The following is a 26,636-nucleotide window of genomic DNA, read 5'->3' as shown; positions in this document are numbered from 1 at the left end:
ACCATGCCGCACCTCGACCTCAGCACCGACGCCGTCACGCTCACCGAGCAGCTCGTGAACATCGAGTCCGTGAGCCAGGACGAGCAGGCGATCGCCGACGCCGTCGAGGAGGCGCTGCGCACCCTCGACCACCTGACGGTGACCCGGCACGGGCACACGGTCGTGGCCCGCACGGAGCTCGGGCGTGGCGAGCGCGTGGTCATCGCGGGGCACCTCGACACCGTGCCGCTCAACGACAACCTGCCGGCCCGCCGCGAGCAGCGCCCCGACGGCGACCTGCTGCACGGCCTCGGCACCTGCGACATGAAGGGCGGCGACGCGGTCATCCTGCGGCTCGCCGCGACCGTCACCGAGCCGGTGCGAGACGTGACCTACATCCTCTACGAGGCCGAGGAGATCGACGCCGAGTACAACGGCCTCACCAAGCTCTCGGCCTCCGACCCCGACCTGATGCGCGGCGACTTCGCGATCCTCATGGAGCCCTCGGACGCGGTCGTCGAGGCCGGCTGCCAGGGCACCATGCGCGTCGACGTCCGCACCACCGGCGAGCGCGCGCACTCCGCCCGCAGCTGGAAGGGCGTCAACGCCATCCACGGCGCCGCCGGCATCCTGACCCGCCTGCAGGAGTACGTCGCCCGGACGCCCGTCATCGACGGGCTGGAGTACCACGAGGGGCTCAACGCCGTCTTCATCCGCGGCGGGGTCGCGGGCAACGTGCTGCCCGACGAGTGCGTCGTCGAGGTCAACTTCCGCTTCGCCCCCGACCGCGACGAGGCCGACGCGGAGGCGTTCGTCCGCGACTTCTTCGAGGGGTACGACGTCACGGTGACCGACATGGCGCCCGGGGCGCTCCCGGGGCTGGACGTGCCGGCAGCGAAGGCGTTCATCGAGGCCGTCGGCGGCCGGGTCAACCCGAAGTTCGGCTGGACCGACGTCGCCCGCTTCACCGGGCTCGGCGTGCCGGCCGTGAACTTCGGTCCCGGGAACCCGATGCTGGCCCACAAGCAGGAGGAGTTCGTGCCGGTCGAGCACATCGTCCGGTGCGAGGAGCAGCTGCGGACCTGGCTCACCGCATGAGCGGGCGCGACGGGGGAGACGACGTGCAGGACAAGTACACCGGCCCGATCCTGCGTCGCCGCGGCCAGGCGACCGAGAGCACCACGACCGACCAGCGGCTGCTCGACTCCCGCGGGGACGCCGGCTGGGTGCACACCGACCCGTGGCGCGTGCTACGGATCCAGGCGGAGTTCGTCGAGGGCTTCGGCGCCCTGGCCGAGCTCGGGCCCGCGATCAGCGTCTTCGGCTCCGCGCGCACGGCGAGCGACCACCCGACGTACGCCCTCGCCGAGCAGACCGGGCGGCTGCTCGCCGAGGCCGGCTTCGCGGTCATCACGGGCGGCGGCCCCGGCACCATGGAGGCGGCCAACAAGGGCGCCTGCGAGGCCGGGGGCGTGAGCGTCGGCCTCGGCATCGAGCTGCCCTTCGAGTCCGGCCTCAACCAGTGGGTCGACAAGGGCATCAACTTCCGCTACTTCTTCGCGCGCAAGACGATGTTCGTGAAGTACTCCCAGGGCTTCGTCGTCCTCCCCGGCGGCGTCGGCACCCTGGACGAGATGTTCGAGGCGCTGACCCTGGTGCAGACGCAGAAGGTCACCGACTTCCCGATCGTGCTCGTCGGCGTCGACTACTGGAGCGGCCTGCTGGCATGGCTGCGCGACACGGCGCTCGCCGCGGGCACCCTGAGCGAGGTCGACCTCGACCGGCTCATCCTCACCGACGACGTGCACGAGGCCGTGGCGCTGATGGTGAGCGCCCAGGACGGGGGAGGTGCGGCCTCGTGATGTGGCTCTTCGCGATCCTGATCGTCCTCGCCATGGGCGGCGTGGCGCTGCTGGCCGCGGGCAAGGGCGCTCCGCTCGCCGACGTGTACGACGACCGCCCCGACGCCAGCGTCCCGGCCGAGGGTCCGCTGGCGGCCGAGGACCTGCGGCGGGTGCGCTTCTCGATCGCGCTCCGCGGCTACCGGATGTCCGAGGTGGACGCGCTGCTCGACCGGCTGGCCGCCGAGGCCGCCGCACGTGAACCCTCCGAGGCTCCGGAGCGTCGTGGCGGTGAACCAGCCGCGTAGGGCACACTTCGCGTCGTGTCGACCCAGGTGATCGTCTACCTCCTGACCGCCCTCGCGGCGGTCGTCGTCGTGCTCACGAGGCGTCGCTTCGCCAAGGACGACGGGGCCGCGGGCCGGCTCCAGGTCGGCCGACGGCTCGTCGACGTCCACACCACGGCCGGCGCGATCGCGCTGGTGGTCTGGCTGCTCTTCCTGATCGCCGACGAGGAGTCGGCGCTCGGCAGCCCCACCGCGGGGATCATCGCCCTGGCCTTCTGGTGGATCACGGTGCTCGCGGGGCTCCTCATCCTGCTGCGCTGGCTGCCCACCCGCGGCAAGCACGCCTCGTCCGGCACCGAGGACACCTGGTCCAGCGGCCCCGGTCTGTCGGTCCTCGCCCACGTGGGCCTGCTGATCGGTGTCGCGGTCTTCACCTGGGCCTACCTGGCCGCCCAGGTCTAGCCCCCGTGCTCCGCCGTCTCGGGACGACCGCGGCCGTCCTCGCGCTCCTCGCGGGCGCCGCCCCGACCGCGACCGGCGCCGACCGGCGCAGCCCGGCCACCGCCACGAGCGCACCCGCCGCGGCCCCGGCAGCACGATCCTCGGCACCCGCGTCCTCGGTCACTCCGTCGACGACCGCCCGATCCGGGCCTGGCACCTCGGCGAGGTCGGGCAGCCCGAGGTCGTGCTCATCGCGACCATGCACGGCAACGAGGCGGCTCCGGCCCAGATCCTGCGCTCGCTGCGCGACGGCCGGGCGATCAGGGGCGTCGACCTGTGGGTGGTGCCGACGTACAACCCCGACGGCCGGGCTGCGCACACCCGCGCGAACGCCCACGGCGTCGACCTGAACCGCAACTACCCGTTCCACTGGGTCGACCTCGACGGCAACTACGAGTCGGGTCCGCAGGCCGCCTCGGAGCCCGAGACCCGGGCGATGATGCGCTTCCTGCGCAAGGTGCGGCCGGACTGGATCCTCAGCTTCCACCAGCCGTTGCACGGCGTGGACACCGACACGAAGCGGCCCGCGTTCTCCCGCCGGGTGGCCCGCCACCTCGACCTGCCCCGCAAGTCCTTCACCTGCGGGGGCGTCTGCCACGGGACGATGACGGGCTGGTTCAACCACCGCTTCGACGGCACCGCCGTCACGGTCGAGTACGGCGCGCACCCGAAGCGCCGGCTGATGCGCGCGAAGGCGCCCCGCCAGGTGCTGTCGGTCTGGGACGCCTTCCGCGGCGTGCCCAGCGTCGGCCACGACGGCTGACGCAGACGCAGACGCGGGGACAGGTGCAGGCGCGTCAGCGCCCCTCGAACTCCGGCTTCTGCTTGGCGACGAACGCCGCCACGGCCCGCTGGTGGTCCTCGGTCGCCCCGGTGCGCGTCATCATCGCGCTCTCGAACTCCAGCGCCTCCGCGAAGGAGTGCCCGGCGGCGTACGCCACCGACTGGCGCATCGCGCCCAGCGCCACCGTCGGACCGGCCGCGAGGCGGGTCGCGAGCTCACGGACGTGGTCGACCAGCTCGTCGGCGGGGACGACGTGCGTGGCCAGGCCGAGCGCGAGCGACTCCTCGGCCTTGATCGTGCGGGGGAGGTAGAGCAGCTCGATCGCCTTCGCCCGGCCGACCAGCTGCTGGAGGTGGTAGCTCGCCCCGGTGTCGCAGGACAGGGCGACGTTCGCGAAGGCCAGGTTGAAGCCGGCCGTGTCGGCCAGCACCCGCAGGTCGCAGGCGAAGGCCAGGCTGGCGCCCGCGCCGGCGGCGACGCCGTTGACCGCGGCCAGCACCGGCTTCTCCATGCCGGCCAGCGCCGTGACGATCGGGTTGTAGTGCAGGTCCACCGTCGTGAAGAGCGCGTCGCTCGAGCCGCTCTCGAGCAGCTGGATGTGCTCCTTGAGGTCCTGCCCGGTGCAGAAGGCCCGCCCGGTGCCGGTCAGCACGACGCAGCGGGCGGCCGGGTCGTCGGCGACCTCCCGGACGGTCGCGAGGAGCAGCTCCTTGGTCGCGATGTCGAGGCTGTTCATCGCGTCGGGGCGGTTCAGCGTGATCGTGGCGACGCCGTCGGTGAGGTCGAGCAGCACGGCCGGGGCAGCGGTGGAGTCCGTCATGGGGGCAGTCTGCACGATCCCGCCCGCGGCGGGTCGTCAGGCGTCGAGGCAGCGCGCCACGAAGCGGTCCGTCCCCGGCTTGAGACGGGTGGCCTCGCTCGCGAACAGCTCGGCTGCGGCGCGGCCCGGCCAGTCGTCCGGCAGCAGCGCCGCAGGCAGGCCGGGGTCGGCGAAGAGGAACTTGCGCCACTCGTGCACGAGGTGGAAGCGCGCCGCGAAGGCCGCCTCGTCCTCGTCGTCGTGGGCGTCGAGCTGGGCGGCGATCAGGTCGTCGGCCGTCGCCAGCCAGCGGGAGTACGCCGTGTGCAGGGCCTCCAGGTCCCAGGCCCCGGTCGGGACGGGGTCGAAGTCCTGCGCGCGGGCGGTGCGCACCGTCGCCCCGGCCCGCTCGAGCAGCGAGGGCAGCTCGGCCCGCTCGAACGGGCTGACCCAGACGTTGTCGACGAGCTCGGCGTACCCCACGAACGCGAGGTCGGCCCGCAGCCTCGACCGGGCGCTGCGGGCGGCCGGCGCGTCCACGAACGCGAGGTGCCAGGTGCCGTCCCACTCCGGCTCGGCGCGGCGGTAGATCCGGTCGGCCGCCTGGTCGAGGCGCTGCCCGGCGCGCTCGGTGGCGCGGTAGCCTCGCCCGCCGGCGAGCTGGGCGGGCTCCAGCCAGCCCTGCATGACCATCCGCGAGATGGCCGTCCGCACGGCGGGTGCGGCGATCCCGACCGGGTCGAGCAGCCGCACCAGCGCCGCCACCGGCGCCTGGCTGCCGCGGGCGCGCAGGTGGTCCCCGTAGACGTCGAAGAGGGCCGAGCGCGCGTGCATGGGGTGAGTGTGCCAGCCGGTCCCGACACCCGGCGGCGACGCTCGGGGGCGGCCTGTGGTCGGAGTCACCTCCGCCATGGGGGATAATGGTTCGCGCGTACGACGCGCGGGGTCGCTCGGACCCCGCCCAGGTCCGATCCGGGCACTGGGGAACTGCACAAGGAAGAGGTGCGCGGATGGCGGCCATGAAGCCGCGGACTGGCGACGGTCCGCTGGAGGTCACCAAGGAGGGACGAGGCATCGTGATGCGCGTCCCGCTCGAGGGCGGTGGTCGTCTCGTTGTCGAGCTGAACGCCGAAGAGGCCGGCGCTCTCGGTAGCGCGCTCAAGGACGTCGTCGGCTGATGGCCGGCTGACGGCGTGATCTCGACGAACACCCCGACCCTCCCGCCGCAGGTCTCGCCACCGGAGTTCGCGCTCAGCGCGCTCCGGCCGCACGCGATCCTCGGCGCCGAGGCGCTGGCTCTCCCCGTCCTCCCGGGCGACGGGGACGGCGGGCTCCTGCTCGGGCCGGGGGGCGACGAGGTCGCCGATCAGCTCGGCACCGACCTGCTCGCCCTGCTCGAGGCGAACGACGCCACGGGCCGTGCGGGCGAGGTGACGACGTTCCCGGTGCCCCTCGGGGGACCGGACAACCAGGCCCTGCGCCTGGTCCTGCTCGTCGGCGTGGGGGAGCAGCGTCCGCTCGACCTCCGCCGGGCCGGTGCGGCGCTCGCCCGCGCCACCCGGGACCGCTCCTCGGTCGCGACCTCGATCCCCGCCCTGGCCCCGGCCGAGGGGCTCGAGGCGTTCGTCGTCGGCACGATGCTGGGCTCCTTCGGGTTCAGCTGGCGCTCGACCCCGCCGGAGCACGTCCCGGTGGGCAAGGTTGTCCTGGCCGGGCTCCCGGACCCCGACGTCCTGGCGCCGGCCCTCGACCGGGCCCTGGCGATCGGCGGCGCCGGCTGGCGCGCCCGCCTGCTCGCGACGGTGCCGTCGAACCTCAAGAACCCTGCCTGGCTGGCCGACCAGGCCCGCGCCCTGGCCGACGAGTCCGGCCTGGGCATCACCGTCTGGGACGAGCAGCGCCTCGCGAAGGAGGGCTTCGGCGGCATCCTCGGCGTCGGGCAGGCCTCCGTGAGCCCGCCCCGGCTGATCCGCCTGGACTACGCCCCGCCGCGCGCGAACCGCAAGACCCCGACGGTCGTGCTGGTCGGCAAGGGCATCACCTTCGACACCGGCGGCCTCTCCATCAAGCCCGCCGAGGCGATGACCACCATGAAGCGCGACATGACCGGCGGCGCCGTCGTCATGTCCGTGCTCGCCGCACTGTCCGCCGTGGGCTGCCCCGTCCGCGTGGTCGGCCTGGTCGCCGCCGCCGAGAACGCCGTCGGCGGCAACGCCCTGCGTCCCGGCGACGTGCTGCGGCACTACGGCGGTCGCACCAGCGAGGTCACCAACACCGACGCCGAGGGCCGGCTGGTCCTGGCCGACGCCCTCGCGTACGCCGTCGCCGAGATCGAGCCGGACATCATCGTCGACATCGCCACGCTCACCGGCGCGATGAAGGTCGCGCTGGGCCAGCGCACCGGCGGCTACTTCGCGACCGACGACGGCCTCGCCGCCGCGATCGGCGCCGCCGGCACCGCCGCGGGCGAGCCGATGTGGCGCTTCCCGCTGGCCGAGGCCTACGAGGAGAAGCTCGCCTCCAAGGTCGCCGACGCCGACAACGCCGGCGGCGGGCCGGGCGCCATCACGGCCGCCCTCTTCCTCCAGCACTTCGTCGGCGACGTGCCCTGGGCCCACCTCGACGTGGCCTCGGCCGGCGACTCGCCGACCGAGCACCACGAGTGGACGACCGGCCCCACGGGCTTCGGCGCCCGCACGCTCCTGGCGTGGCTGGGCGGCGAGGACCCCGTCGGGGTCCTCGCGTGAAGGGCCTGACGGTCCGCTGGTCGCTCGTCGACGCCGCGGACGGGGTCGAGGAGGAGCTGGCGGCGTACGTCGCCGGCACCTCCCACGCGCGCTTCACCGGCCTGTCGGGGCTGCGGTTCAAGACGTGGCGCACCCGCCCGGGCGAGTGGTTCGAGGGCTGCTACGTCTTCGCCACCGACGAGGCCCGCGCGGAGTTCCAGCGCACCTTCACCGAGGGCGTCAGCTCCTCGCCGGGCTCCACCATCATCGGCAGCGACCCGGTGGTCATCGAGGCGTGCGACATCGTCGCCGTCGCCGAGGGCTGGGACGGCTTCGTCGCCGCCCCCGCGTACTGACCTACGCCTCCGGGGACCACTCCTTCTTCGCGACGAGCAGGCCGTCGCCGACGGGGAGCAGCGCCGGCACGAGGTCGTCGTGGGCGGCGATCGCGAGGCCGAGCTCGCGGATGGAGACGGTCTCCTCGTCGCGCTGGGCCGGGTCGGCCACCCGGTCGTGCCACAGCGCGTTGTCGAAGGCCACGACGCCGCCGGGACGCAGCAGGCGCAGCGCCTCCTTGAGGTAGGCGGCGTACTCCGCCTTGTCGCCGTCGCAGAAGACCAGGTCGTAGTGGCCGTCGGTCAGGCGGGGGAGCACGTCGAGCGCGGCACCCGAGATGGTGCGGGCGCGCTGGGCGGGGATCCCGGCCTCGGTGAAGGACTGGCGGGCCAGGCGCTGGTGCTCGGCCTCGATGTCGACGGTGGTGAGCACGCCGTCGGAGCGCATGCCGCGCAGCAGCCACAGGCCGGAGACACCCGTGCCGGTGCCGACCTCGACGACCGCCCGGGCGTCCAGGACGGAGGCGAGGAAGCGCAGGGCGGCACCGCCGCCGGAGCCGATCGCGGTGACGCCGACCTCGTCGGCGCGGGCCCGTGCGGCGGCGAGGACCTCGTCCTCGGCGACGAACTCCTCGGCGTAGGACCAGCTCGCGGGCTTGATCGGGGTGGTGATGGTGGCCTCCTGGGACGAGTGGTGCGCAGCGGGGACACCGTATCGTGAACGGACGGGAACACCGCGGGACCGCGGCTCGTTGTCCCCGTCAGAGAGGCCGCCGGCAGCAGCAGGCGGATCACAGCATGCGTGGGGCGACCTTCACAGGGTTCTCTCAGGCGGGTTTCCTAGGTTGAGAGGGGTCAGGACGCTGTTCGGATCACAGGCGCGGGCCCCGCGCGGCAAGGAGCACCCGGTGGACGCTGAGGCAGGCACCCCCACCCCGGACGAGACCGTCCCCACCTGGGACGAGATCGTCGAGCGCCACACCGACCGCGTCTACCGGCTCTCCTACCGGCTGACCGGCAACCGGCACGACGCCGAGGACCTCACGCAGGAGGTCTTCGTGCGGGTCTTCCGCTCGCTGTCGACCTACACGCCCGGCACCTTCGAGGGCTGGCTGCACCGCATCACCACGAACCTCTTCCTCGACCAGGCCCGCCGCAAGCAGCGGATCCGCTTCGACGCGCTGTCCGACGAGCGCGCGGACCGCCTGACCAGCGCCGGCCCGACCCCCGACGTGGCGTACGCCGACACGACGTTCGACGACGACATCGAGCGCGCGCTGGCCACCCTGCCGCCCGACTTCCGCGCGGCCGTCGTGCTGTGCGACGTGGAGGGCCTGTCCTACGAGGAGATCGCCGAGATCCTCGGCGCCAAGCTCGGCACGGTCCGCTCGCGGATCCACCGCGGCCGCGCCATGCTGCGCACCGCGCTGGCCCACCGCGCGCCGCAGGCCGGGCGCGCCCGCTACTCCGGCCCCGCCTCCGACCCCGTCCTCGCCTGGGGGTCCAGCACGTGATCGGTCACCTCGGTCCCCGCGTGAGCGCCCTGCTCGACGGCCAGCTGCCGCCGGACGAGGCGGAGCGCGCCTGGGCGCACGTCCACGGCTGCCACGCCTGCCGCGACCAGGTCGAGCGCGAGGGCTGGGTCAAGACCCGCCTCGCCGGCCTGTCGTACGACGGCGCCGGCACCGCTCCGGACCACCTCAAGGGCTCGCTGCTCGGCGGGCCGGGGGCGATGCCGCCCGGCGAGGCCTACCTCGCGATGTCCGGCTCGCCCCGTCGCCGCAGCACCGGCCTGGTCGCCATCGGCGGCGGCGCCGTGGGTGCCGCCGTGATGGGGGTGCTGGCGCTCGGTGTCGCGTCGGGCGACGTGCCCACCAACGACCGCCGGGCCCCGGTGACCCACCTGGTGCGGCCCTCGGACGCCCCGCGGGTGCTGACGCCGTCGATCGCGCCGGTGGCCACACCGGCCCGCCGCGCGCACCACCGCTGAGCCCCGATTTCGGGCTTGGGTCAAGATAGGGGCGTGAACGACGACGCCCAGGGCCGTGAGCCGGGTCCCACCGAGCCCCCCGCCGAGTCTCCCGACGAGCCGACGCAGCCGTACGCCACGGCCCCGTCCTGGGTCCCGCCGACCAGCCAGGCCCCGCCCGGCCAGTGGGCGGGCTTCCCGCCCCCGGGCACGCAGTCGATGCCCGCGCCGCCGGCCCGGCACGCCAGTCCCGCGGGCCGGGTGCCCGGCTGGATCTGGCCGGTCATCGCCGTCCTCGCGCTCGTCCTCGGCGTGATGGGCGGGGTCGTGGGCGGCGCGGTCTACGACCAGGTCACCGACAACGACACCGTCGGTGCGGTCGCCAGCGGCCTCGACGGCGTCGACACCGTCTCCACCCCACCGCTGGCCGCCGACAACGGCTCGGTCGCCGCGGTGGCGCAGGAGCTGCTGCCCAGCACCGTGCAGATCTCCGCGGAGTACGACGGCACCAAGGGCGGCGCCACCGGCTCCGGCTTCGTGCTCGACCGCCAGGGTCACGTCATCACCAACAACCACGTGGTCGCCGAGGCCGCGGCCGACGACGGTCCGATCGAGATCGTCGACCAGGACGGCAACCGCTTCGAGGCCACGATCGTCGGCCGCAGCCCCGTCTACGACCTCGCCGTGCTGTACGCCGAGGGCGCCAAGGGGCTCAAGCCGGCCTCGCTGGGCGCCTCGCAGGGCCTGCGCGTCGGCGAGGGCGTCGTCGCCTTCGGCTCCCCGCTGGGCCTGAGCTCGACGGTGACCGCCGGCATCGTCAGCGCGCTGCACCGGCCGGTCACGACCGGCGAGTCGGCCGACGACTCGTCGTACATCAACGCGGTGCAGACCGACGCCGCCATCAACCCCGGCAACTCGGGCGGCCCGCTGGTCGACCTGCGCGGCCGCGTGGTCGGCGTGAACTCCGCGATCGCCACCACGGGCGGCAGCTCGAGCGGCGAGTCCGGCAACATCGGCGTCGGCTTCGCGATCCCGATCGAGCAGGTCCGGATCACCGCCGATCAGATCCTGCGCACCGGCGAGGCGCGCTACCCGGTGATCGGCGCGAAGGTGCAGACCGGTCGCGACGACGGCACCGGCGCGGAGATCGACGAGGTCCTCTCCGGGACGCCTGCGGAGAAGAGCGGGCTCAAGAAGGGCGACGTGGTCACCGCGGTCGACGGCGAGCGGGTCACCGACGGGATCGCGCTGATCGTCGCCATCCGGGCGCACCAGCCGGGCGAGACGCTGGAGTTCACCGTCGAGCGGGGCGGCGAGGAGCAGAAGGTCCAGGTCACCCTGGACTCCGAGGTGGGCTAGGCCCGGTCTCGTCGATCGAGTAGGGCGCGCAGCGCCCGCACCACGGTCTCGTTGATCGAGTAGGGCGCGCAGCGCCCGTATCGAGATCAGGCCTCGGGCCGCTGCTCGGCCTCGACGTAGGGGTGCTCGTCCACGAACGTGCGCGTCTCGGCGTACATCCGCTGGATGAACTCCTCGAGCTGCGTCGACTCGACGCGCCACTGGCCGCGCCCGCCGATCTTGATCGCCGCCAGGTCGCCGCGCCGGACCAGCGCGTAGACCTGCGCGCTGGAGGTGTTGAGGACCTCGGCGACGTCGGCGAGCGTCAGGAAGCGGGGCGTTCCGGGCATGCCCCCATCGTCCCACTCCGCCCTCCCGCTCCGGCGACGCCTCCCCGGGGCCTGTGGAGAAGGGGGTGACCGGACGGGCCGTGCTGGGCATGATGTCCCCGTGGCCAGGAATCCCGGGACCCCCACGACGGCACCCCCTGCGGTGCGGGCGAGCACGCCCGGCTGGCGGGACCCCCGGCTGTGGGTCGGCGTCCTGCTCGTGGCCGTCTCGGTCGTGGCCGGCGCCAAGCTGGTCGGCTCCGCGGACGACACCGTCGCGGTCTGGGCGGCCGCGGGCGACCTCGGCGCCGGGGACCTCGTGGGCGCCGACGACCTGGTCGCGACCCGGGTGCGCTTCGGCGACGCGGGCGCCCTCGACGGCTACTTCACCGTCGACGACGAGCTGCCGGCCGACCTCGAGCTGACCCGCGGGATCGGCGCCGGCGAGCTGCTGCCGCGCGCCGCGGTCGGCACGGCGGGGGAGAGCGACACGCTCCAGGTGCCGCTGGCGGTGGACGCCGAGCAGGTGCCGGGCTCCGTGCAGTCCGGCTCGGTCGTCGACGTCTACCTCGTGCCGTCCTCGGCCGGGGGCAAGGCCGGCCGCGGTGCCACGTCGGAGCCGGCGCTGGCGGCCGTGACGGTCGTGGACGCGCCGGCCCTGGACGAGGGCTTCGCCGCGACCGGCAAGCGGCAGCTGGTGCTCGCGGTCGCCGACGCCGACGCCCGCCGCTTCTTCGCGCTGCTCGGGTCCTACGACAGCCCGGTCGTCACCGTCGTACGCCGGGGCTGACGCGATGGCGGTGGTGGTCCTCGTCGTGGCGTCGGGCGCGGGCTGGGAGTCCCCGGCGCTCACGCTGCTCAACGACCACCCCGGGATCGTCGTGCTCAAGCGGTGCGTCGACGTGGACGACCTGCTCGCCGCGGCCAGCGCCGGTCAGGCCGACGTCGCGGTCGTCGGCCTGGACGCGCCGGGCCTCGACCTCGCCGCCACCGACCACCTGCGCAAGCACCGGGTCCGGCCGGTCGCCGTCGTGCCGTCCGGGGCGGCCGGTGACGCCGCCCGGCTGCGGGCCGCCCGGCTCGGCGTGCCCGCGCTGGTGGCCGAGGACGCGCTGGCCGACCTCCCCGACGCCGTTACGGCGGTCGAGGACGACCCGGACACCGTGGCGCCCGAGGCCCTGGTCCCACCGCCCGGGCCACCCGCACCGGCGCCCGTGGTCGACGGACGGCTGATCGCGGTCTGGGGGCCCTCCGGCGCTCCCGGCCGGACCACCCTGGCCGCCGGGATCGCGGCCGAGCTGGCCCGGCGCCGGTGGCGCACCGTGCTCGTCGACGCCGACCCGTACGGCGGTGCCGTGGCCCAGCAGCTGGGGATCATGGACGAGGTCTCGGGGCTGCTCGCGGCCGCCCGGCTGGCGACGAGCGGCGAGCTGGCCGACCGGTTCGCGAGCGTGCAGCGGGGTGTCGGCGACCACCTCACCGTGGTCACCGGCCTGCCCCGGGCCGACCGGTGGGTGGAGATCCGCGCCGGGGCGGTGGAGCACGTGCTGGAGGTGGCCCGGGAGCAGGGGCACGTCGTGGTCGACACCGGCTTCAGCCTCGAGGAGGACCCGGGCTCGGACTTCGGGTCCCGGCCCGGCCGCAACCAGATGACGCTCGGAGCTCTGGAGGTCGCCGACGAGCTGGTCGTGGTCGGCACCGCCGACCCGGTCGGGCTGTCCCGGCTGGCCCGGGCGCTCGTCGAGCTGCGCGACCACACCGCCGGCCGTCCGGTGCACGTGGTGGTCAACCGGATGCGCCCGACCCTGGGCTGGTCGGAGAAGGAGATCGCCGGGATGGTGGCCGGCTTCGCCCGCCTGGGCGGGCTGCACTTCCTGCCCGACGACCGCGCCAGTGTGGACCGCGCCCTGGTGGCCGGGCGGACGCTGCCCGAGCTCGGCGACACCCCGGTGGGCCGGGCCGTCGCGGCCGTGGTCGACGCGCTCGTTCCGGCGGCGGCCGCGGTCCCCGCCCCCGGCTCCGCGCTGCGGCCCGGCCTGCTCAGGCGGCGAACAGCAGGTAGAGCCCACCCACGGTGAAGGCCACCATCGCGAACAGCAGCGGCAGCTGACCGGTGAGCTGGTGCCGCGCCGGCAGGATCCGGATCGCCCGGTCGTGGGCGGCGACGACGCCGAGCACGTGACCCAGCACCACCGCGATCACCTTGGTGTTCGCGAGCAGGGTCGGGTGGTAGGACAGCCAGTAGCTCACCGACCAGTCCGCCGTGCCGAGCAGGTTGCTGCCGTCGCTGAGCGGGTCGCTCGCCTGGATCAGCGTCTGCTGGCCGACCTCGACGAGGTAGCTCAGGTAGTGCGCCACGATGTAGCCGATGATGATCGGCACGACCGAGTGCGCCAGCCGGTTGGGCAGCTCGGAGCGCCGCAGGTCGTCGCCGATCCCCGTCAGCACGCACCCGAGCGCGAAGACGCCGCCGACCAGCACGCAGAAGGCGAGCAGCGCGACGTTGTTGAGCACGGTCGTGGAGATCGAGGAGCCCTGGACGAACTTCACCCAGCGCACCGAGTCGCGGAACGAGTCGAACGCCGTGCTGCCGAACAGCACCGCGACGACGGCCACCAGGCCCGGGCGGGCGGCGACCGTGTCGAGGTTGGCCAGCGGGCTGCGCACCAGGAGCACGCCGTCGCGGCGGCCCCAGACCGACATCTTCGCAGCCAGGCTGGAGTAGACCTCGAAGGGGTCGGCGCGGGCGTAGAACGTGCTGCCGAACAGTGCGCCGCCCAGCAGCATCAGGGCGACGTACGCCGCGCACCACAGGCGCACCGGCCCGAGCTCGGTGGAGTAGGGGTAGACCAGCTCCAGCCACACGAAGGCGAACAGCCCGACGGCGGCCGGCCAGTGGCCCAGCCGCTCGGGGTAGGTGAAGACCCCGTCGTCGGGGTCGCTGCCGGACAGCTTCGCGAAGAGCAGGTTGACCGTGCGGACCGGGCTGATCGCCTTCCAGACCGGGCCGAGCAGCAGCGAGAGCGGCACCAGGCCGACCCACCACCAGACGTAGAACATCCCGAAGATCGGGTTGGTGAGCAGGTCCTTGCCGAGCACCGCCGCCACCGCGGCGTACGCCGCCACGACGACGCCCAGCACGCGCAGGCCGATCCGCCAGGCAGCAGAGTCCACCACCGCGGCCAGCCACGCCGGCGCCGGGCGCCCGCTGGTGGCGGCGTCGTACCGCGGCGTGCGCCAGGCGAGCGCCAGCACCGTGAACGACACGACCAGCGCCGCGCTCGCGCCGGCGATCGCCAGCTCGGGCGAGATGGGGAGGTCCTTGGCGCCGCCGATCCCGTGGGCCAGCGTGATCCCGTCCGGTGACACGTCAGCTGACTTCGAGCTGGACGATCGTCTTGTCCAGGGTGTGCGACTCGATGTCGACGACGCCCGGGGTGTCGATCGTCAGCTTCAACGTGGTGCTGCCGGCGTCGTACTCGAACTCCTGCTCCGGCGTGGAGTGCACGTGGATCTCGCCGGGGGCGTCCGCGGTGACCTTCAGCTCGATCGGCTGCCCGGTGGCGACCTCGACGCGGTCGCCGTTGGGCGTGACGGAGTCGCCCTTCACGGTGATCGTGATGACCTTCGTCCCGCTGCCCCCCGAGCCCGAGCCGCTGCCCGAGTCGTCACCCCCGCAGGCGGTGGACGTGCCGAGCACGGTGAGCAGGACGGCCGCGGTGGCGATGAGCCGGCGCATGGAGGGATCCTTTACGGTCGGGGGCGTGCGCAAGCGCACGTCGGTCGCACGTGGGATCGGCCCCGGTGGGGCCGTCACCTCTGCCAGAATCCCACGTTGTGCCAACCGTGCGTCTCGGGACCCCGGGTGCACGAGACGAAAGGGCAGCAGATGACGGAGCGGCTCCGGCCGCGGGACCTGGCCTTCCTGGCCGCCGAGTCCCCTGCGACGCCCATGCACAACTGCACGGTCGAGATCTTCGACCCCGCCGGCTCCGACTTCGACTACGACCGGCTCGTCGAGCTGATCCGTGACCGGATCTCCTTCGTGCCGCGCTACCGCCAGCGCATCCAGTCGGTGCCCGGGCGGCTGGCCAACCCGGTCTGGGTCGACGACGAGCACTTCGACCTGACCTACCACGTCCGTCGCTCGGCGCTGCCCCGGCCGGGCAGCCTCGACCAGCTCCGCGAGCTGGTCGCCCGCATCGTGTCGCGGCCGCTGGACCGCGCCCACCCGCTGTGGGAGATGTACTTCGTCGAGGGTCTCGAGGGGGGCCGGGTCGCGCTGCTCTCGAAGTCCCACCAGGTGCTCGTCGACGGGGTCGAGACCGTCGACCTCGGCCAGGTGCTGCTCGACGTCGGCCCCACCCCGAAGGAGCTCGGCGGCGACGAGTGGACGCCCGGTCGCCCGGTCAGCCCCGGCGGCCTCGTGATCGACGCCCTCCGCGACTCGGTCGCCCACCACACCACGCTCATGGACACCGTCCGCAGCCGCACCGGCGCCGTGCTCCGCGGTGCCGACCAGGCCGCCCAGCGCACCGGCCGCGTCGTCGGCGCGCTCACCGGCCGCGGCGGCTCCGGGCCCTCGCCGGTCACCGGGCCGCTGTCGCAGCAGCGCCGCTTCGTCGCGGTCCGCACCGACCTCGCGGACTACCGCAAGGTGCGTGCCGGGCACGGCGGCACCATCAACGACGTCATCCTGGCCACCGTCACCGGCGCGCTCCGCGCGTGGCTGATGACGCGCAGCGAGGCGATGTACGGCCTGCGCCAGATCCACGCGGTGGTCCCCATCTCGGTCATCGACCGCGAGCTCGAGGCCACCTCGCTGGGCACCCAGATCGCCGCGCACTTCGTGGACCTCCCGATCGGCGAGGCCAGCCCCGTGGTGCGCCTGCACCAGGTGTCCTACTCGTTCCAGGCGCACAAGGACACCGGCCGGGCCGTCGCCGCGAACCGGCTCGCGGGCATCGCGGGCTTCGCCCCCACGACCTTCCACGCCATCGGTGCCCGGGTCGCGGCCGCCGAGCTGCGCCGCGGCTACCAGCTCTCGGTCACCAACGTGCCCGGCCCGCAGTCGCCGCTCTACGCCGCCGGCGCGCGCATGGTCGCGACCTACCCCGTGCACCCGCTGCACCCCGGGCACCCGCTGGCGATCGGCGTGACGTCGTACGACGGCGGCGTGTACTACGGCATCACCGCCGACCGCGAGCTGCTGCCGGACGTCGACGTGCTCGGCACCTGCCTGCGCGAGGCGCTCGAGGAGCTGCTCGACACCGTCACCGGCGCCCGGCCCAAGGTGCCGCGCGGGCGCAAGAAGGCGGCACCCCGGGCCGCGAAGAAGGCGGCGCCGAAGTGACCGAGCGCGTCTACGTCCCGCTCACCTCCACCACCCTGCGCGCGCTCGTCGCCGACGGCCGCCTGGACGGCCCGCTCCGCGCCCACGCCGTCACCGACGCCCTGCGCGCCGAGTGGTCCGACGGGGATGAGGACGGCTGGGAGTACGCCGCCCTGATGGCCGCCGCCGGCACCTCGGCCACCCTGCGCGCCGACGGGGACGCCCCGCGCCGCTACGTCCTCGCCGCCGACGTCCCCTCGGTGGTCCCGGTCCCCGGCGACGACCCCACCCTCGTCGACGTCGCCGCCGACGTCCCGTGGAAGAACGTCGCCTCCGCCCACGTCGACACCACCGACGACGCCGCGGACGACGACGACCTCGCGTGGTTCGCCACCCAGGAGATCCGCCACCTGCTCGACTGAGCCGCTCCGCTCGTCCGAATCGGCCCCGACCCGGACCGGTGGATAAGGTCGGCCCATGGACGCGATCACTTTCCCGCCGGCACCGACCAACGAGCCGAACCTCACCTACGCGCCGGGCAGCCCCGAGCGCGACGCCCTGGTCGTCGAGATCGACAAGCTGGAGCGCACGCAGCACGACCTCAAGGCCCACATCGGTGGGAAGCGGAAGGCCGGTGGCGGTGCGGAGGTGAAGGTCGTGCAGCCGCACGACCACCAGCACGTGCTGGGCGTCCTGAAGAACTCCACCCAGGCCGACGCCAAGGCGGCCCTCAAGGCCGCGGCCGACGCCGCGCCGGAGTGGCGCGGGCTGGCCTTCGACGAGCGCTGCGCGATCCTGCTCAAGGCCGCCGACCTGCTCGCCGGGCCCTGGCGCCAGCGGATCAACGCCGCGACGATGCTCGGCCAGTCGAAGACGGCCTACCAGGCCGAGATCGACAGCGCCTGCGAGCTCATCGACTTCTGGCGCTACAACGTCCACTACGCCAAGCAGATCCTCACCGACCAGCCGATCGCGAACAGCCCCGGCATCTGGAACCGCACCGACCACCGCCCGCTCGAGGGCTTCGTCTACGCGATCACGCCGTTCAACTTCACCGCGATCGCGGGCAACCTGCCCACGGCCCCGGCGCTGATGGGCAACACGGTCATCTGGAAGCCGTCGCCCACCCAGCAGCTCGCGGCGTCGCTGACGATGGAGCTGCTCGAGGAGGCCGGCATGCCGCCGGGCGTCATCAACATGCTCCCGGGCGACGGCCTCGAGGTCTCGAAGGTCGCGCTCGCGAGCCCCGACCTCGCCGGCATCCACTTCACCGGGTCGACGCCGACCTTCCAGCACCTGTGGGGCGAGGTCGGCGCGAACATCGCGAACTACCGCTCCTACCCGCGGATCGTCGGCGAGACCGGTGGCAAGGACTTCGTGGTCGCGCACCCGTCGGCCGACCCGGACGTCACCCGCGTCGCCCTGCTCCGGGGCGCCTTCGAGTTCCAGGGCCAGAAGTGCTCCGCCGCGTCGCGGGCGTACGTCGCCCGGTCGGTGTGGAACAAGATGCGCGACGACTTCCTGGCCGAGGTCGAGGGCCTCACGATGGGCGACGTCACCAACCTGTCGAACTTCATGGGCGCCGTCATCGACGACCGGGCCTTCGCCAAGCACAAGGCGGCCATCGCGCGCGCCAAGCGCAACAAGCACCTCACCGTGCTCGCGGGCGGCCAGGTCGACGACTCGGTGGGCTACTTCGTCCGCCCGACCGTCGTCGAGTCCAGCGACCCGACCGACCAGATGTTCTCGACCGAGTACTTCGGCCCGATCCTCGCCGTGCACGTCTACGAGGACCGCGACTTCGAGAAGGTCGTCGCGCAGATGGAGTCGTTCGCGCCGTACGCCCTGACCGGCGCGATCATCGCGCAGGACCGCGGCGCCATCGCCTGGGCCCGCAAGGAGCTGCGCTTCGCGGCCGGCAACTTCTACATCAACGACAAGCCGACCGGTGCCGTCGTCGGCCAGCAGCCCTTCGGCGGCGGGCGCGCGTCCGGCACCAACGACAAGGCCGGCGCCGCGGTGAACCTGCTCCGCTGGACCAGCCCGCGCTCGATCAAGGAGACCTTCGTCCCGCCGAAGGACTACCGCTACCCGCACATGGGCTGACCTGTCCCCGCACACCCCGCACGACGACGAAGCCCCCGCCTGCAGGAGCAGGCGGGGGCTTCGGCGTACGACGCTCGTCAGCCGGGTGGATCAGCTGGCGTTGAGGAACGGGTAGTCCGTGTAGCCCTCGGCGCCGCCGCCGTAGAACGTGTCGGGGTTCGGCTCGTTGAGCTCCGCGCCCTGCTCCCAGCGGGCCGGGAGGTCGGGGTTGGCGATGAACAGCCGGCCGACGGCCACGGCGTCCGCGAGGCCCTCGTCGAGGATCGCCTGGGCGGACTCGCGGGTCGTGACCGAGCCGAAGCCGTCGTTGGCGATGACGACGCCGCCGAAGTCCTTGCGCAGGCGCTGGGTCAGCTCGGCGCGCGGGTCGGCGAGGATCGAGAGGTAGGCCAGGCCGAGCGGCGCGATCGCGTCGACGAGGTGGGTGTACGTCGCCTCGACGTCGGCCGGGTCCTGCTCGGTGGCGCCCTGGATGTTGTGCGCGGGCGAGATGCGGATGCCGACGCGGTCGGCGCCGATGGCGTCGACGACCGCCTTCGTCACCTCGATGGCGAAGCGGGCGCGGTTCTCGGGCGAGCCGCCGTACTCGTCGGTGCGCTCGTTGGAGCCGGGCGCGAGGAACTGGTGGATCAGGTAGCCGTTGGCGGCGTGCACCTCGACCCCGTCCAGGCCGGCCTCGACCGCGTTGCGGGCGGCGGAGACGTACTCCTCGATGACCGCGGGGATCTCGGAGGTCTCGATCTCGCGGGGGACCGGGTGCGGCTTGGGGCCCTCGGCGGTGACCATCTCGTTCGGCGCCGCGATCGGGCTCGGGGCGATGATCTCCTCGCCGCCGGTGTTGTCGGGGTGCGAGATCCGGCCCGCGTGCATGAGCTGCGCGACGATCCGGCCGCCCTTGGCGTGCACGGCGTCGGCGACGCGGCTCCAGCCGGCGAGCTGCTCGGGGGAGTGGAAGCCGGGGGTGTCGAGGTAGCCCTGGCCGCGGGCGCTGGGCTGGCTGCCCTCGGTGATGATGAGGCCGGCGGAGGCGCGCTGGGAGTAGTACTCCACCGCGAGGTCACCGGGGACGGTGCCCTTCGAGCGGTTGCGCGTCAGGGGCGCCATGACCAGGCGGTTCGGGAGCTCCCAGGACTGGGCGGTGAGGCTGTCGAAAAGGTCGGGCATGGGCGTGGCTCCTCGCGTCGGGGGTGGTTGAACACTGGATCAACCTCGACCGGGTGCGTACCCATTCCGGATCAGGGCGCGATGTGAACCATGTCTCCCGCCGGCAGGAGCAGGGAGCAGCGTCGGCGCCCCGGCCGCCCCGTGCGGGAGGATGGGCCCGTGATCCCCCTCCACCTGGGCGCGCTGCACCCCGCCGAGCAGGCCCTGGTCTACGTGCTGGCCTTCGGGCCGTTCGTGGTGCTCGGGATCGTGGTGGCGGTACGCCGGCGCGGCGAGGAGTCCCCGCAGGAGCCGCGGGACGGTCAGCTCGACAGGTAGGCGCGGCCCGTGCGGTTCTCGGACTTCAGCGCCTTGAGCAGCAGGTCGGCGACCAGGCCCTCGATCTTGCCGCCGACGAGCGGGATGTTGACCTTGATGTCCAGCGTCACGGTCTCGGTCGTCGTGCCGCCGGACTCGGCCAGCACGGCCGTGCCGCTCATCTGGCCGGGCTTGCCGGGGATGGTGACGCTGATGTCGCCGGCCTCGGGGGAGGTCCAGGTCTCGACCTGCACGATGTTGATCTCGTCGCCGACGAACTTCTTGGCGAACGACGGGATGCCGTCGGCGGCCTGCACCTGGTCGATCGTCACCTCGAGGTCGCCGTCCTCGGCGGAGCCGGACACCGACACCTCGTGGCGCAGCACGTGCTGGTCGTCGCAGACCTGCTCGCGGAACGCCGGGTCGGCGAGCATCGCGGCGACGTCGGCCAGCGGCGCGTCGTAGGTCAGCTCGTGGGTGATCCTCTTGCTCATCAGCGCTCTCCTGCCAGGTAGGCGACGCCGACCCCGTGCTCGGCGTCCATGCCGCTGCGGACCTTGTCGGCGAGCAGCTTCTCGAGCTTGCCGCCGATGAGGGGGACCTTGATCTTCACGTCCAGCTCGACGATCTCGACGGTGCCGCTGCCCTCGGGCCGCAGCGTGATCGTGCCGGAGATCGAGGACGGCTTGCCGGGCGCCTCGATGTCCAGGGTGCCGCCGGTGGTGTCGGCCCAGACCTCACGCTGGATGGCGCGGGTGGACTCGCCGGCGAAGGTGCGGGCGAACGACGGCAGGTCGTCGGTCTTCTGGAGCTGGTCGACGGTCAGCGTGAAGCCACCGCCCGACCGCTCGACGGAGACGTCCGCGGAGATGACGTCCTGGGCGGCGCAGGCCGCCTCGCGGAAGGCCGGGTCGGCCAGCATCTCGAAGACCTGGTCGGGCGCGGCGTCGTAGGCCAGCTCGTGTCGGAACTTCATGGCGCACATCATGGCCGAGCCGTCCGGCCGTGGCTACGGCGGCTCACCGGCCGGAAGCGACGACCCAGCGATACCGTCCCCCCATGACTGAGACCTTCGTGTCGTTCGGCGAGCAGGGCGCCCAGCTGACCTACGGCAGCTACCTCCGCCTCCCGCAGCTCCTGGACTCCCAGCACCTCGAGTCGGACCCGCCGGCGCACGACGAGCTGCTGTTCATCACGATCCACCAGGTCTACGAGCTCTGGTTCAAGCAGCTCCTGCACGAGGTGGGGGCCGCCCGTGACGCGATGCTCGGCCGCATCGAGGGCCGCAGCCTGTGGTGGGCCCAGCACCTCCTGGCCCGCGTGCACGTGATCGAGCGGGTCCTGGTCCAGCAGGTCGACGTGCTCGAGACGATGACCCCGCAGGACTTCCTGGAGTTCCGCCAGCGGCTCGCGCCGGCCAGCGGCTTCCAGTCCGTGCAGTTCCGGGAGCTGGAGTTCCTCTCCGGCGCCAAGGACCCGTCGTACGTCGACCGCTTCAAGGGCCTGACCGAGGCGGAGCAGGCGCGCCTCGGTGCCCGCCTCGAGGAGCCGACGCTGTGGGACGGCTTCCTCCACGTGCTCCGCGCCGAGGGGATGGCCGCCGGCAGTGACGAGGAGATCTCCGCGTCGGTCCGCACCGCGGCCCACGACCGCTCCCAGCACGCGGTCGTCTGGGCCCTGGCCGAGGCGCTGCTGCAGCACGACGAGCTCGCCGCCAGCTGGCGCGCGCGGCACGTCGTCATGGTCGAGCGGATGATCGGCGCGAAGTCCGGCACCGGCGGCTCGAGCGGCGCCGGCTACCTGCGCTCGCGGCTGCCGCTGCAGTACTACCCGCTCCTGTGGGACCTGCGCTCGGAGCTCTGACGGCGTCGAGATCGACCCCCGAGCCCCCGTGTTGTGGGCGTCACACGCGGGGTCCTAGGGTCGGAGGGTGTCAACGACGACGCTGGATCAGGACAAGTCCGCCCTCCTCACAAAGGCCATCGACCTGGCCCTCGCCCGCAAGGGCTCGGGAGGTCCGCCGCACGACGCGGTCGGGAGCCTGCTGAAGGCGTACTACCGCCACGTCGCCCCCGAGGACGTCGTCGACCGCAACGAGGTCGACGTGTACGGCGCCCTCGCCTCGCACTGGAAGCTCGCGGCCCAGCGGCCGCAGGGCACGGCCCAGGTGCGCGTGTCGACGCCCGGGCAGAACGAGCAGGGCTGGTCGGCCGGCGGGCACTCCGTCGTCGAGGTCGTCACCGACGACATGCCCTTCCTGGTGGACTCCCTGACGATGGAGCTCTCGCGCCAGCTGCGCGACGTGCACGTCGTGATCCACCCGCACTTCGACGTCGTCCGCGACATCACCGGCGCCCTGCAGGAGGTCCGCCCGGTCGCCGACGGCGAGCCGCTGGCCGAGACCGACGGCACCGTCGTGCGCGAGTCGTGGATGCACGTCGAGATCGACCGGCTGCCCGAGGCCACCGACCACGCCGCGATGGAGGAGTCGATCCAGCGGGTGCTCCGCGACGTCCGCGAGGCCGTCGAGGACTGGGACAAGATGCACGCCGAGGTCGACGCGATCGTCGACGAGCTCGGTGGCGCGGACGGGGCCGCGCTCCCCGTCGACCCCGACGAGGTCCGCCAGGCCCGAGGCCTGCTCGAGTGGCTCGGCGACCAGCACTTCACGTTCCTCGGCTACCGCGAGTACCGCCTCGAGCGCGACGGCGACGACGAGTACCTCCGCGGCGTCCCCGGCACCGGCCTGGGCATCCTGCGCGCGGACCAGGACATGTCGTCGACGTCCGGCCGGCTCCCCGACCTGGCCCGCTCCAAGGCCCGCGAGAAGACCCTGCTGGTGCTGACGAAGGCCAACTCCCGCTCGACGGTGCACCGCCCGGCGTACCTCGACTACGTCGGCGTCAAGAAGTTCGAGAACGGCGAGGTCGTCGGCGAGCGCCGCTTCCTCGGGCTCTACTCCAGCGCGGCCTACACCGAGTCCCTGACCCGGATCCCGCTACTGCGCGAGCGGGCCACGGCGGTGCTCAAGCGGATCGGGTTCTCCCCGCAGAGCCACGACGGCAAGGCGCTGATGGACACGCTGGAGACCTACCCGCGTGACGAGCTCTTCCACACCAGCGTCGACGAGCTGGCGCCGATGGCCGAGGCGGCCATGCACGCCCGCGAGCGCCGTCAGTTGCGCGTCTTCGTCCGCCGCGACACCTACGGCCGCTACGTCTCCGTCCTCGTCTACCTGCCCCGTGACCGCTACAACACCGCGGTCCGCGAGCGCTTCTCGGAGATCCTCAAGGAGCGCCTGGGCGGCGACTCCGTCGAGTTCACGGTGCGGCTGACCGAGTCGACGACCGCGCGCGTGCACTTCGTCGTGCACCCCGCCAAGGGCGCGACCATCCCCGAGGTCGACACCGGGGACCTCGAGCGCCGCCTCAGCGAGGCGTCCCGCTCCTGGCGCGACGACTTCACCTCGGCCGTGATGGCGGAGTACGGCGAGGAGGCCGGCACGTCGCTGGGGCGGCGCTACCTCGACTCGTTCCCCGAGGCCTACAAGGAGGACTTCGCCGCCCGCATCGGCGCGTTCGACCTCGGCCGGCTGGAGGGCATCGAGGGCGACGAGGGCATCGACCTCTCGCTCTACGAGCAGCTCGACGCCGGGCGGGGCGAGGCCCGGCTCAAGGTGTTCCGGATCGGCCCGGCGCTGTCGCTGTCGGAGATCCTGCCGATGCTGTCGTCGATGGGGGTCGAGGTCGTCGACGAGCGGCCCTACGGCCTCGAGGGCCTCGAGCGCCCGACGTACATCTACGAGTTCGGCCTGCGCTACGGCCGCTCGCTGCCGGCGCAGGCCCGCGAGCTGTTCCAGGACGCGCTCCGCGCGGTGTGGGACGGCTTCAACGAGATCGACGGCTTCAACGCGCTCGTGCTGGGTGCCGGGCTGACCTGGCGGCAGGCCACGGTGCTGCGCGCCTACGCGAAGTACATGCGCCAGGGGAACTCGCCCTTCGCCCTCGACTACATCGAGGACGCGCTGCGCAACAACGTCGACATCACCCGGCTGCTCGTGCAGCTCTTCGAGGCGCGCTTCGACCCGGGCAGCAACGGGCTGGCGGCCGACGCCGAGGCCCGGACCGCCCGCACGGAGGAGGTGGAGGGCCGGATCGCCCGCGCCCTCGACGACGTCGCCAGCCTCGACCACGACCGGATCCTGCGGTCCTACCTGACCCACATCAAGGCGACCCTGCGGACCAACTACTTCCAGCCGCTCGACGCGCACGACGGCGGCGGCGTGCGGCCGTACATGTCCTTCAAGCTCGAGCCCTCGGTCATCCCCGACCTGCCCGAGCCGCGGCCGCGCTTCGAGATCTTCGTCTACTCGCCCCGCGTCGAGGGCGTGCACCTGCGCTTCGGTGCCGTCGCCCGAGGCGGCCTGCGCTGGTCCGACCGCCGCGACGACTTCCGCACCGAGGTGCTGGGCCTGGTCAAGGCGCAGATGGTGAAGAACACCGTGATCGTGCCCGTGGGCGCGAAGGGCGGGTTCTTCTGCAAGCAGCTGCCCGACCCCGGCCAGCGCGACGCGTGGCTGGCCGAGGGCATCGCCTGCTACAAGACCTTCATCTCCGGCCTCCTCGACATCACCGACAACCTCGTCGAGGGCGAGACCGTGCCGCCCCGCCAGGTCGTGCGCCACGACGGCGACGACTCCTACCTCGTGGTGGCGGCCGACAAGGGCACCGCGACGTTCTCCGACATCGCGAACGGCGTCGCCCAGGACTACGGCTTCTGGCTCGGCGACGCCTTCGCCTCGGGCGGGTCGGTGGGCTACGACCACAAGGCGATGGGCATCACCGCCCGCGGCGCCTGGGTCTCGGTGCAGCGGCACTTCCGCGAGCGCGGCATCGACTGCCAGACCGAGGACTTCACCGCGGTCGGCATCGGCGACATGTCCGGCGACGTCTTCGGCAACGGGCTGCTCTGCTCCGAGCACACCCGGCTCGTGGCCGCCTTCGACCACCGCGACATCTTCCTCGACCCGACGCCCGACGCCGCCACGTCGTACGCCGAGCGCCAGCGCCTCTTCGCGCTGCCCCGCTCGTCCTGGCAGGACTACGACGCCGCGCTGATCTCCGAGGGCGGCGGGGTCTTCCCGCGCTCCCTGAAGTCGATCCCGGTCACCGCCCCGGTCCGGGCGGCGCTCGGCCTCGCCGACGACGTCACGGCGCTCACCCCGGCCGAGCTCATGAAGGCGATCCTCCGGGCGCCGGTCGACCTGCTCTGGAACGGCGGCATCGGCACCTACGTGAAGGCGACCGAGGAGAGCCACGCGGACGCCGGCGACAAGGCCAACGACACGATCCGGATCGACGGGCGCGACCTGCGGGCGCTCTGCGTCGGCGAGGGCGGCAACCTCGGCTTCACCCAGCTCGGGCGGATCGAGTACGCCCTGGCCGGCTGCGGCGGGCGCGGCGGCCGGATGAACACCGACTTCATCGACAACTCCGCCGGCGTGGACACCTCCGACCACGAGGTCAACATCAAGATCCTGCTCGACCGGGTCGTCAAGGACGGCGACCTGACCCAGAAGCAGCGCAACCGGATCCTCGCGGAGATGACCGACGAGGTGGGCGCGCTGGTGCTGCGCGACAACTACGAGCAGAACCTCGCCCTCGCCAACGCGGTCGCCCACGCGCCGTCGCTGCTGCACGTGCACGAGGACTGGATGAAGCGGCTCGAGCGCGACGGTGTCCTCAACCGCGAGCTCGAGGGGCTGCCGACCTCGCGCCAGGTCCGGCGCCGGCTCGACCGCGGTGACGGGCTGACCCTGCCCGAGCTCTGCGTGCTGCTGGCCTGGACCAAGATCGTGCTGGCCGAGGAGCTGCTCGCCTCCGACCTGCCCGACGACCCCTACCTCGCGATCGACCTGCGCGCCTACTTCCCCCGCCAGATGCGCGAGGGCTTCGAGGACCAGATCGCCGCCCACCCGCTGCGCCGCGAGATCATCGTGACCCAGGTCGTCAACGACCTGGTCAACGGCGCCGGCATGACCTACTGGCCGCGGCTCGCGGGGGAGACCGGCTCGACGCCCGCCGAGCTCACCCGGGCGAACTTCGTGGCCCGCGAGATCTTCGCGTCGCTGCCGCTGCGCCAGGAGCTCACGACCTACGACAACGTCCTCGACGCCGCCGTGCAGACCCGGATGCGGGTGGAGATGCGCACGCTCGTGGAGCGCGCCTCGCGCTGGCTGGTCACGAACCGCCGACCGCCGCTCGACACCCACGGCACGGTGGCCTACTTCTCCGAGCAGGTGCAGCGCGTGATGGCGGCGCTGCCCGAGGTGATGACCGGCCGCGAGCAAGCCGCCTTCGAGAGCCGCCGCGACGCGCTCGTCGCGGAGTCGGTGCCCGAGGACCTCGCGACCCGCGTGGCGGTGCTGCCCCCGGCGTACCAGCTCCTCGGCATCATCGAGGTCGCCACCCGTGAGGAGCTCGACCCGCTCGACGTCGCCCGCCTGCACTTCGCCCTGGGCGAGCGGCTGGGGCTCTCGGCGCTGGTCGGCCGGATCCTGGCGCTGCCGCGCGAGGACCGCTGGCAGACGATGGCGCGGGCCGCGCTGCGCGACGACCTGTACGCCGTCCACGTCCAGCTGACCGCGCAGGTGCTGCGCACCACGTCGGCCGACGAGTCGGCGACCGCGCGGATCGCCGCGTGGGAGGACGACGAGGCCGTCGTGGTCACCCGGGCGACGACGACGCTGCGCGAGATCTGCGCCGACGAGGCGGCCGACCTGGCCCGGATGTCGGTCGGCCTGCGGGTGGTCCGGGGGCTGCTGGCGACCGGCTGAGCGGGGGAGCGGGC

28 protein-coding genes are annotated in these 26,636 nt (G+C 73.2%); 19 read left to right on the top strand and 9 right to left on the bottom strand.

Going from position 1 to position 26,636, the window contains the following annotated elements:
- The first annotated feature begins 3 nt into the window (after positions 1-3).
- From dapE to H5V45_RS06120, 5 genes are read left to right on the top strand one after another with little or no spacing between them, the layout of a single operon-like run.
- Positions 4-1,077: a succinyl-diaminopimelate desuccinylase gene (gene dapE, locus H5V45_RS06140; RefSeq protein WP_185252117.1), complete on the top strand. Its 1,074-nt coding sequence runs from the start codon at positions 4-6 to the stop codon at positions 1,075-1,077.
- Positions 1,074-1,841, top strand: coding sequence for an LOG family protein (locus tag H5V45_RS06135; RefSeq protein ID WP_185252116.1), 768 nt, complete (start codon positions 1,074-1,076; stop codon positions 1,839-1,841). Before dapE ends, H5V45_RS06135 begins: the two co-directional genes overlap by 4 nt.
- 32 nt (positions 1,842-1,873) lie before the next feature.
- Positions 1,874-2,128, top strand: a complete 255-nt coding sequence (locus H5V45_RS06130; protein ID WP_425491458.1) for a DivIVA domain-containing protein — start codon at positions 1,874-1,876, stop codon at positions 2,126-2,128.
- Between the two features lie 15 nt (positions 2,129-2,143).
- A complete protein-coding gene (locus H5V45_RS06125) occupies positions 2,144-2,569 on the top strand; it encodes a hypothetical protein (protein WP_185252115.1) in 426 nt (141 codons plus the stop codon).
- The gene (locus H5V45_RS06120) at positions 2,526-3,371 is read left to right on the top strand and encodes a M14 family zinc carboxypeptidase (protein WP_185252114.1); all 846 of its coding nucleotides are present in this window, start codon (positions 2,526-2,528) and stop codon (positions 3,369-3,371) included. Before H5V45_RS06125 ends, H5V45_RS06120 begins: the two co-directional genes overlap by 44 nt.
- Positions 3,372-3,405: 34 nt before the next feature.
- On the opposite strand, the gene H5V45_RS06115 is transcribed toward H5V45_RS06120, so the two are convergent.
- Both H5V45_RS06115 and H5V45_RS06110 read right to left on the bottom strand, forming a co-directional pair.
- Positions 3,406-4,212: an enoyl-CoA hydratase/isomerase family protein gene (locus tag H5V45_RS06115; RefSeq protein WP_185252113.1), complete on the bottom strand. Its 807-nt coding sequence runs from the start codon at positions 4,210-4,212 to the stop codon at positions 3,406-3,408.
- A 36-nt stretch (positions 4,213-4,248) separates the two neighbouring features.
- Entirely contained in the window at positions 4,249-5,025 is a 777-nt protein-coding gene (locus H5V45_RS06110) for a PaaX family transcriptional regulator (RefSeq protein WP_185252112.1), read from the bottom strand.
- A 176-nt stretch (positions 5,026-5,201) separates the two neighbouring features.
- Here H5V45_RS06110 and H5V45_RS06105 point away from each other — a divergent pair, with 176 nt between their 5' ends.
- The 3 genes from H5V45_RS06105 to H5V45_RS06095 are packed head-to-tail and all read left to right on the top strand — an operon-like array spanning position 5,202 to position 7,273.
- Entirely contained in the window at positions 5,202-5,369 is a 168-nt protein-coding gene (locus tag H5V45_RS06105; RefSeq protein WP_120059084.1) for a DUF3117 domain-containing protein, read from the top strand.
- 15 nt (positions 5,370-5,384) lie between these two features.
- Positions 5,385-6,938, top strand: a complete 1,554-nt coding sequence (locus tag H5V45_RS06100) for a leucyl aminopeptidase family protein (RefSeq protein WP_343061444.1) — start codon at positions 5,385-5,387, stop codon at positions 6,936-6,938.
- A complete protein-coding gene (locus tag H5V45_RS06095) occupies positions 6,935-7,273 on the top strand; it encodes a hypothetical protein (RefSeq protein ID WP_185252111.1) in 339 nt (112 codons plus the stop codon). Before H5V45_RS06100 ends, H5V45_RS06095 begins: the two co-directional genes overlap by 4 nt.
- A gap of 1 nt (position 7,274) precedes the next feature.
- On the opposite strand, the gene H5V45_RS06090 is transcribed toward H5V45_RS06095, so the two are convergent.
- Positions 7,275-7,814 (bottom strand): O-methyltransferase, encoded by a 540-nt coding sequence (locus H5V45_RS06090; protein ID WP_425491457.1) that lies wholly within the window; start codon positions 7,812-7,814, stop codon positions 7,275-7,277.
- Between the two features lie 346 nt (positions 7,815-8,160).
- On the opposite strand from H5V45_RS06090, the gene sigE reads away from it, so the two are divergent.
- Genes sigE through H5V45_RS06075 form a run of 3 tightly spaced genes read left to right on the top strand, consistent with a single transcriptional unit; the run spans position 8,161 to position 10,580 of the window.
- Positions 8,161-8,766 carry an RNA polymerase sigma factor SigE gene (sigE, locus tag H5V45_RS06085; RefSeq protein ID WP_343061442.1) on the top strand — a complete coding sequence of 202 codons (606 nt, stop codon included), beginning with the start codon at positions 8,161-8,163 and terminating at the stop codon, positions 8,764-8,766.
- Positions 8,767-8,786: 20 nt separating this feature from the next.
- Positions 8,787-9,242 (top strand): zf-HC2 domain-containing protein, encoded by a 456-nt coding sequence (locus H5V45_RS06080; RefSeq protein ID WP_185252110.1) that lies wholly within the window; start codon positions 8,787-8,789, stop codon positions 9,240-9,242.
- 33 nt (positions 9,243-9,275) lie between these two features.
- Positions 9,276-10,580 carry a trypsin-like peptidase domain-containing protein gene (locus H5V45_RS06075; RefSeq protein WP_185252109.1) on the top strand — a complete coding sequence of 435 codons (1,305 nt, stop codon included), beginning with the start codon at positions 9,276-9,278 and terminating at the stop codon, positions 10,578-10,580.
- An 86-nt stretch (positions 10,581-10,666) separates the two neighbouring features.
- Here H5V45_RS06075 and H5V45_RS06070 read toward each other — a convergent pair whose 3' ends face one another.
- Positions 10,667-10,909, bottom strand: coding sequence for a helix-turn-helix domain-containing protein (locus tag H5V45_RS06070; protein WP_185252108.1), 243 nt, complete (start codon positions 10,907-10,909; stop codon positions 10,667-10,669).
- A 100-nt stretch (positions 10,910-11,009) separates the two neighbouring features.
- Between H5V45_RS06070 and H5V45_RS06065 the strand changes: the two genes are divergently transcribed.
- Both H5V45_RS06065 and H5V45_RS06060 read left to right on the top strand, forming a co-directional pair.
- Positions 11,010-11,678, top strand: coding sequence for a hypothetical protein (locus H5V45_RS06065; RefSeq protein ID WP_185252107.1), 669 nt, complete (start codon positions 11,010-11,012; stop codon positions 11,676-11,678).
- A 4-nt stretch (positions 11,679-11,682) separates the two neighbouring features.
- Positions 11,683-12,966, top strand: a complete 1,284-nt coding sequence (locus H5V45_RS06060) for a CpaE/TadZ family protein (RefSeq protein ID WP_185252106.1) — start codon at positions 11,683-11,685, stop codon at positions 12,964-12,966.
- Here the strand turns inward: H5V45_RS06060 and H5V45_RS06055 are convergent.
- Together H5V45_RS06055 and H5V45_RS06050 are read right to left on the bottom strand one after the other, a co-directional pair.
- Positions 12,929-14,257 carry a hypothetical protein gene (locus H5V45_RS06055; RefSeq protein ID WP_185252105.1) on the bottom strand — a complete coding sequence of 443 codons (1,329 nt, stop codon included), beginning with the start codon at positions 14,255-14,257 and terminating at the stop codon, positions 12,929-12,931. The genes H5V45_RS06060 and H5V45_RS06055 overlap by 38 nt on opposite strands.
- Before the next feature lies 1 nt (position 14,258).
- The gene (locus H5V45_RS06050; RefSeq protein ID WP_185252104.1) at positions 14,259-14,627 is read right to left on the bottom strand and encodes a hypothetical protein; all 369 of its coding nucleotides are present in this window, start codon (positions 14,625-14,627) and stop codon (positions 14,259-14,261) included.
- A 150-nt stretch (positions 14,628-14,777) separates the two neighbouring features.
- On the opposite strand from H5V45_RS06050, the gene H5V45_RS06045 reads away from it, so the two are divergent.
- Genes H5V45_RS06045 through pruA form a run of 3 tightly spaced genes read left to right on the top strand, consistent with a single transcriptional unit; the run spans position 14,778 to position 18,326 of the window.
- Positions 14,778-16,241: a WS/DGAT/MGAT family O-acyltransferase gene (locus H5V45_RS06045; protein WP_185252103.1), complete on the top strand. Its 1,464-nt coding sequence runs from the start codon at positions 14,778-14,780 to the stop codon at positions 16,239-16,241.
- Entirely contained in the window at positions 16,238-16,642 is a 405-nt protein-coding gene (locus tag H5V45_RS06040; protein ID WP_185252102.1) for a DUF6912 family protein, read from the top strand. Before H5V45_RS06045 ends, H5V45_RS06040 begins: the two co-directional genes overlap by 4 nt.
- Positions 16,643-16,697: 55 nt before the next feature.
- The gene (pruA, locus tag H5V45_RS06035) at positions 16,698-18,326 is read left to right on the top strand and encodes an L-glutamate gamma-semialdehyde dehydrogenase (protein ID WP_185252101.1); all 1,629 of its coding nucleotides are present in this window, start codon (positions 16,698-16,700) and stop codon (positions 18,324-18,326) included.
- A gap of 90 nt (positions 18,327-18,416) precedes the next feature.
- Here pruA and H5V45_RS06030 read toward each other — a convergent pair whose 3' ends face one another.
- The gene (locus H5V45_RS06030) at positions 18,417-19,490 is read right to left on the bottom strand and encodes an alkene reductase (protein WP_185252100.1); all 1,074 of its coding nucleotides are present in this window, start codon (positions 19,488-19,490) and stop codon (positions 18,417-18,419) included.
- A 159-nt stretch (positions 19,491-19,649) separates the two neighbouring features.
- On the opposite strand from H5V45_RS06030, the gene H5V45_RS06025 reads away from it, so the two are divergent.
- Entirely contained in the window at positions 19,650-19,808 is a 159-nt protein-coding gene (locus H5V45_RS06025) for a hypothetical protein (RefSeq protein WP_185252099.1), read from the top strand.
- Here H5V45_RS06025 and H5V45_RS06020 read toward each other — a convergent pair.
- Positions 19,793-20,281 carry a DUF2505 domain-containing protein gene (locus H5V45_RS06020; protein ID WP_185252098.1) on the bottom strand — a complete coding sequence of 163 codons (489 nt, stop codon included), beginning with the start codon at positions 20,279-20,281 and terminating at the stop codon, positions 19,793-19,795. The genes H5V45_RS06025 and H5V45_RS06020 overlap by 16 nt on opposite strands.
- Positions 20,281-20,763, bottom strand: a complete 483-nt coding sequence (locus H5V45_RS06015; RefSeq protein ID WP_185252097.1) for a DUF2505 domain-containing protein — start codon at positions 20,761-20,763, stop codon at positions 20,281-20,283. The genes H5V45_RS06020 and H5V45_RS06015 overlap by 1 nt, the downstream gene beginning before the upstream one ends.
- A gap of 83 nt (positions 20,764-20,846) precedes the next feature.
- Here H5V45_RS06015 and H5V45_RS06010 point away from each other — a divergent pair, with 83 nt between their 5' ends.
- Both H5V45_RS06010 and H5V45_RS06005 read left to right on the top strand, forming a co-directional pair.
- Positions 20,847-21,650, top strand: a complete 804-nt coding sequence (locus H5V45_RS06010) for a tryptophan 2,3-dioxygenase family protein (RefSeq protein ID WP_185252096.1) — start codon at positions 20,847-20,849, stop codon at positions 21,648-21,650.
- 67 nt (positions 21,651-21,717) lie between these two features.
- On the top strand, positions 21,718-26,622 hold the full coding sequence (locus H5V45_RS06005) for an NAD-glutamate dehydrogenase domain-containing protein (RefSeq protein ID WP_185252095.1): 4,905 nt from the start codon (positions 21,718-21,720) through the stop codon (positions 26,620-26,622).
- Positions 26,623-26,636: the final 14 nt, after the last annotated feature.

This window comes from Nocardioides luti, from assembly GCF_014212315.1.
Lineage (GTDB): Bacteria > Actinomycetota > Actinomycetes > Propionibacteriales > Nocardioidaceae > Nocardioides > Nocardioides luti.
The sequence above is the reverse complement of the archived record's forward strand: the minus strand, read 5'-3'. Positions and strand labels throughout refer to the sequence as shown.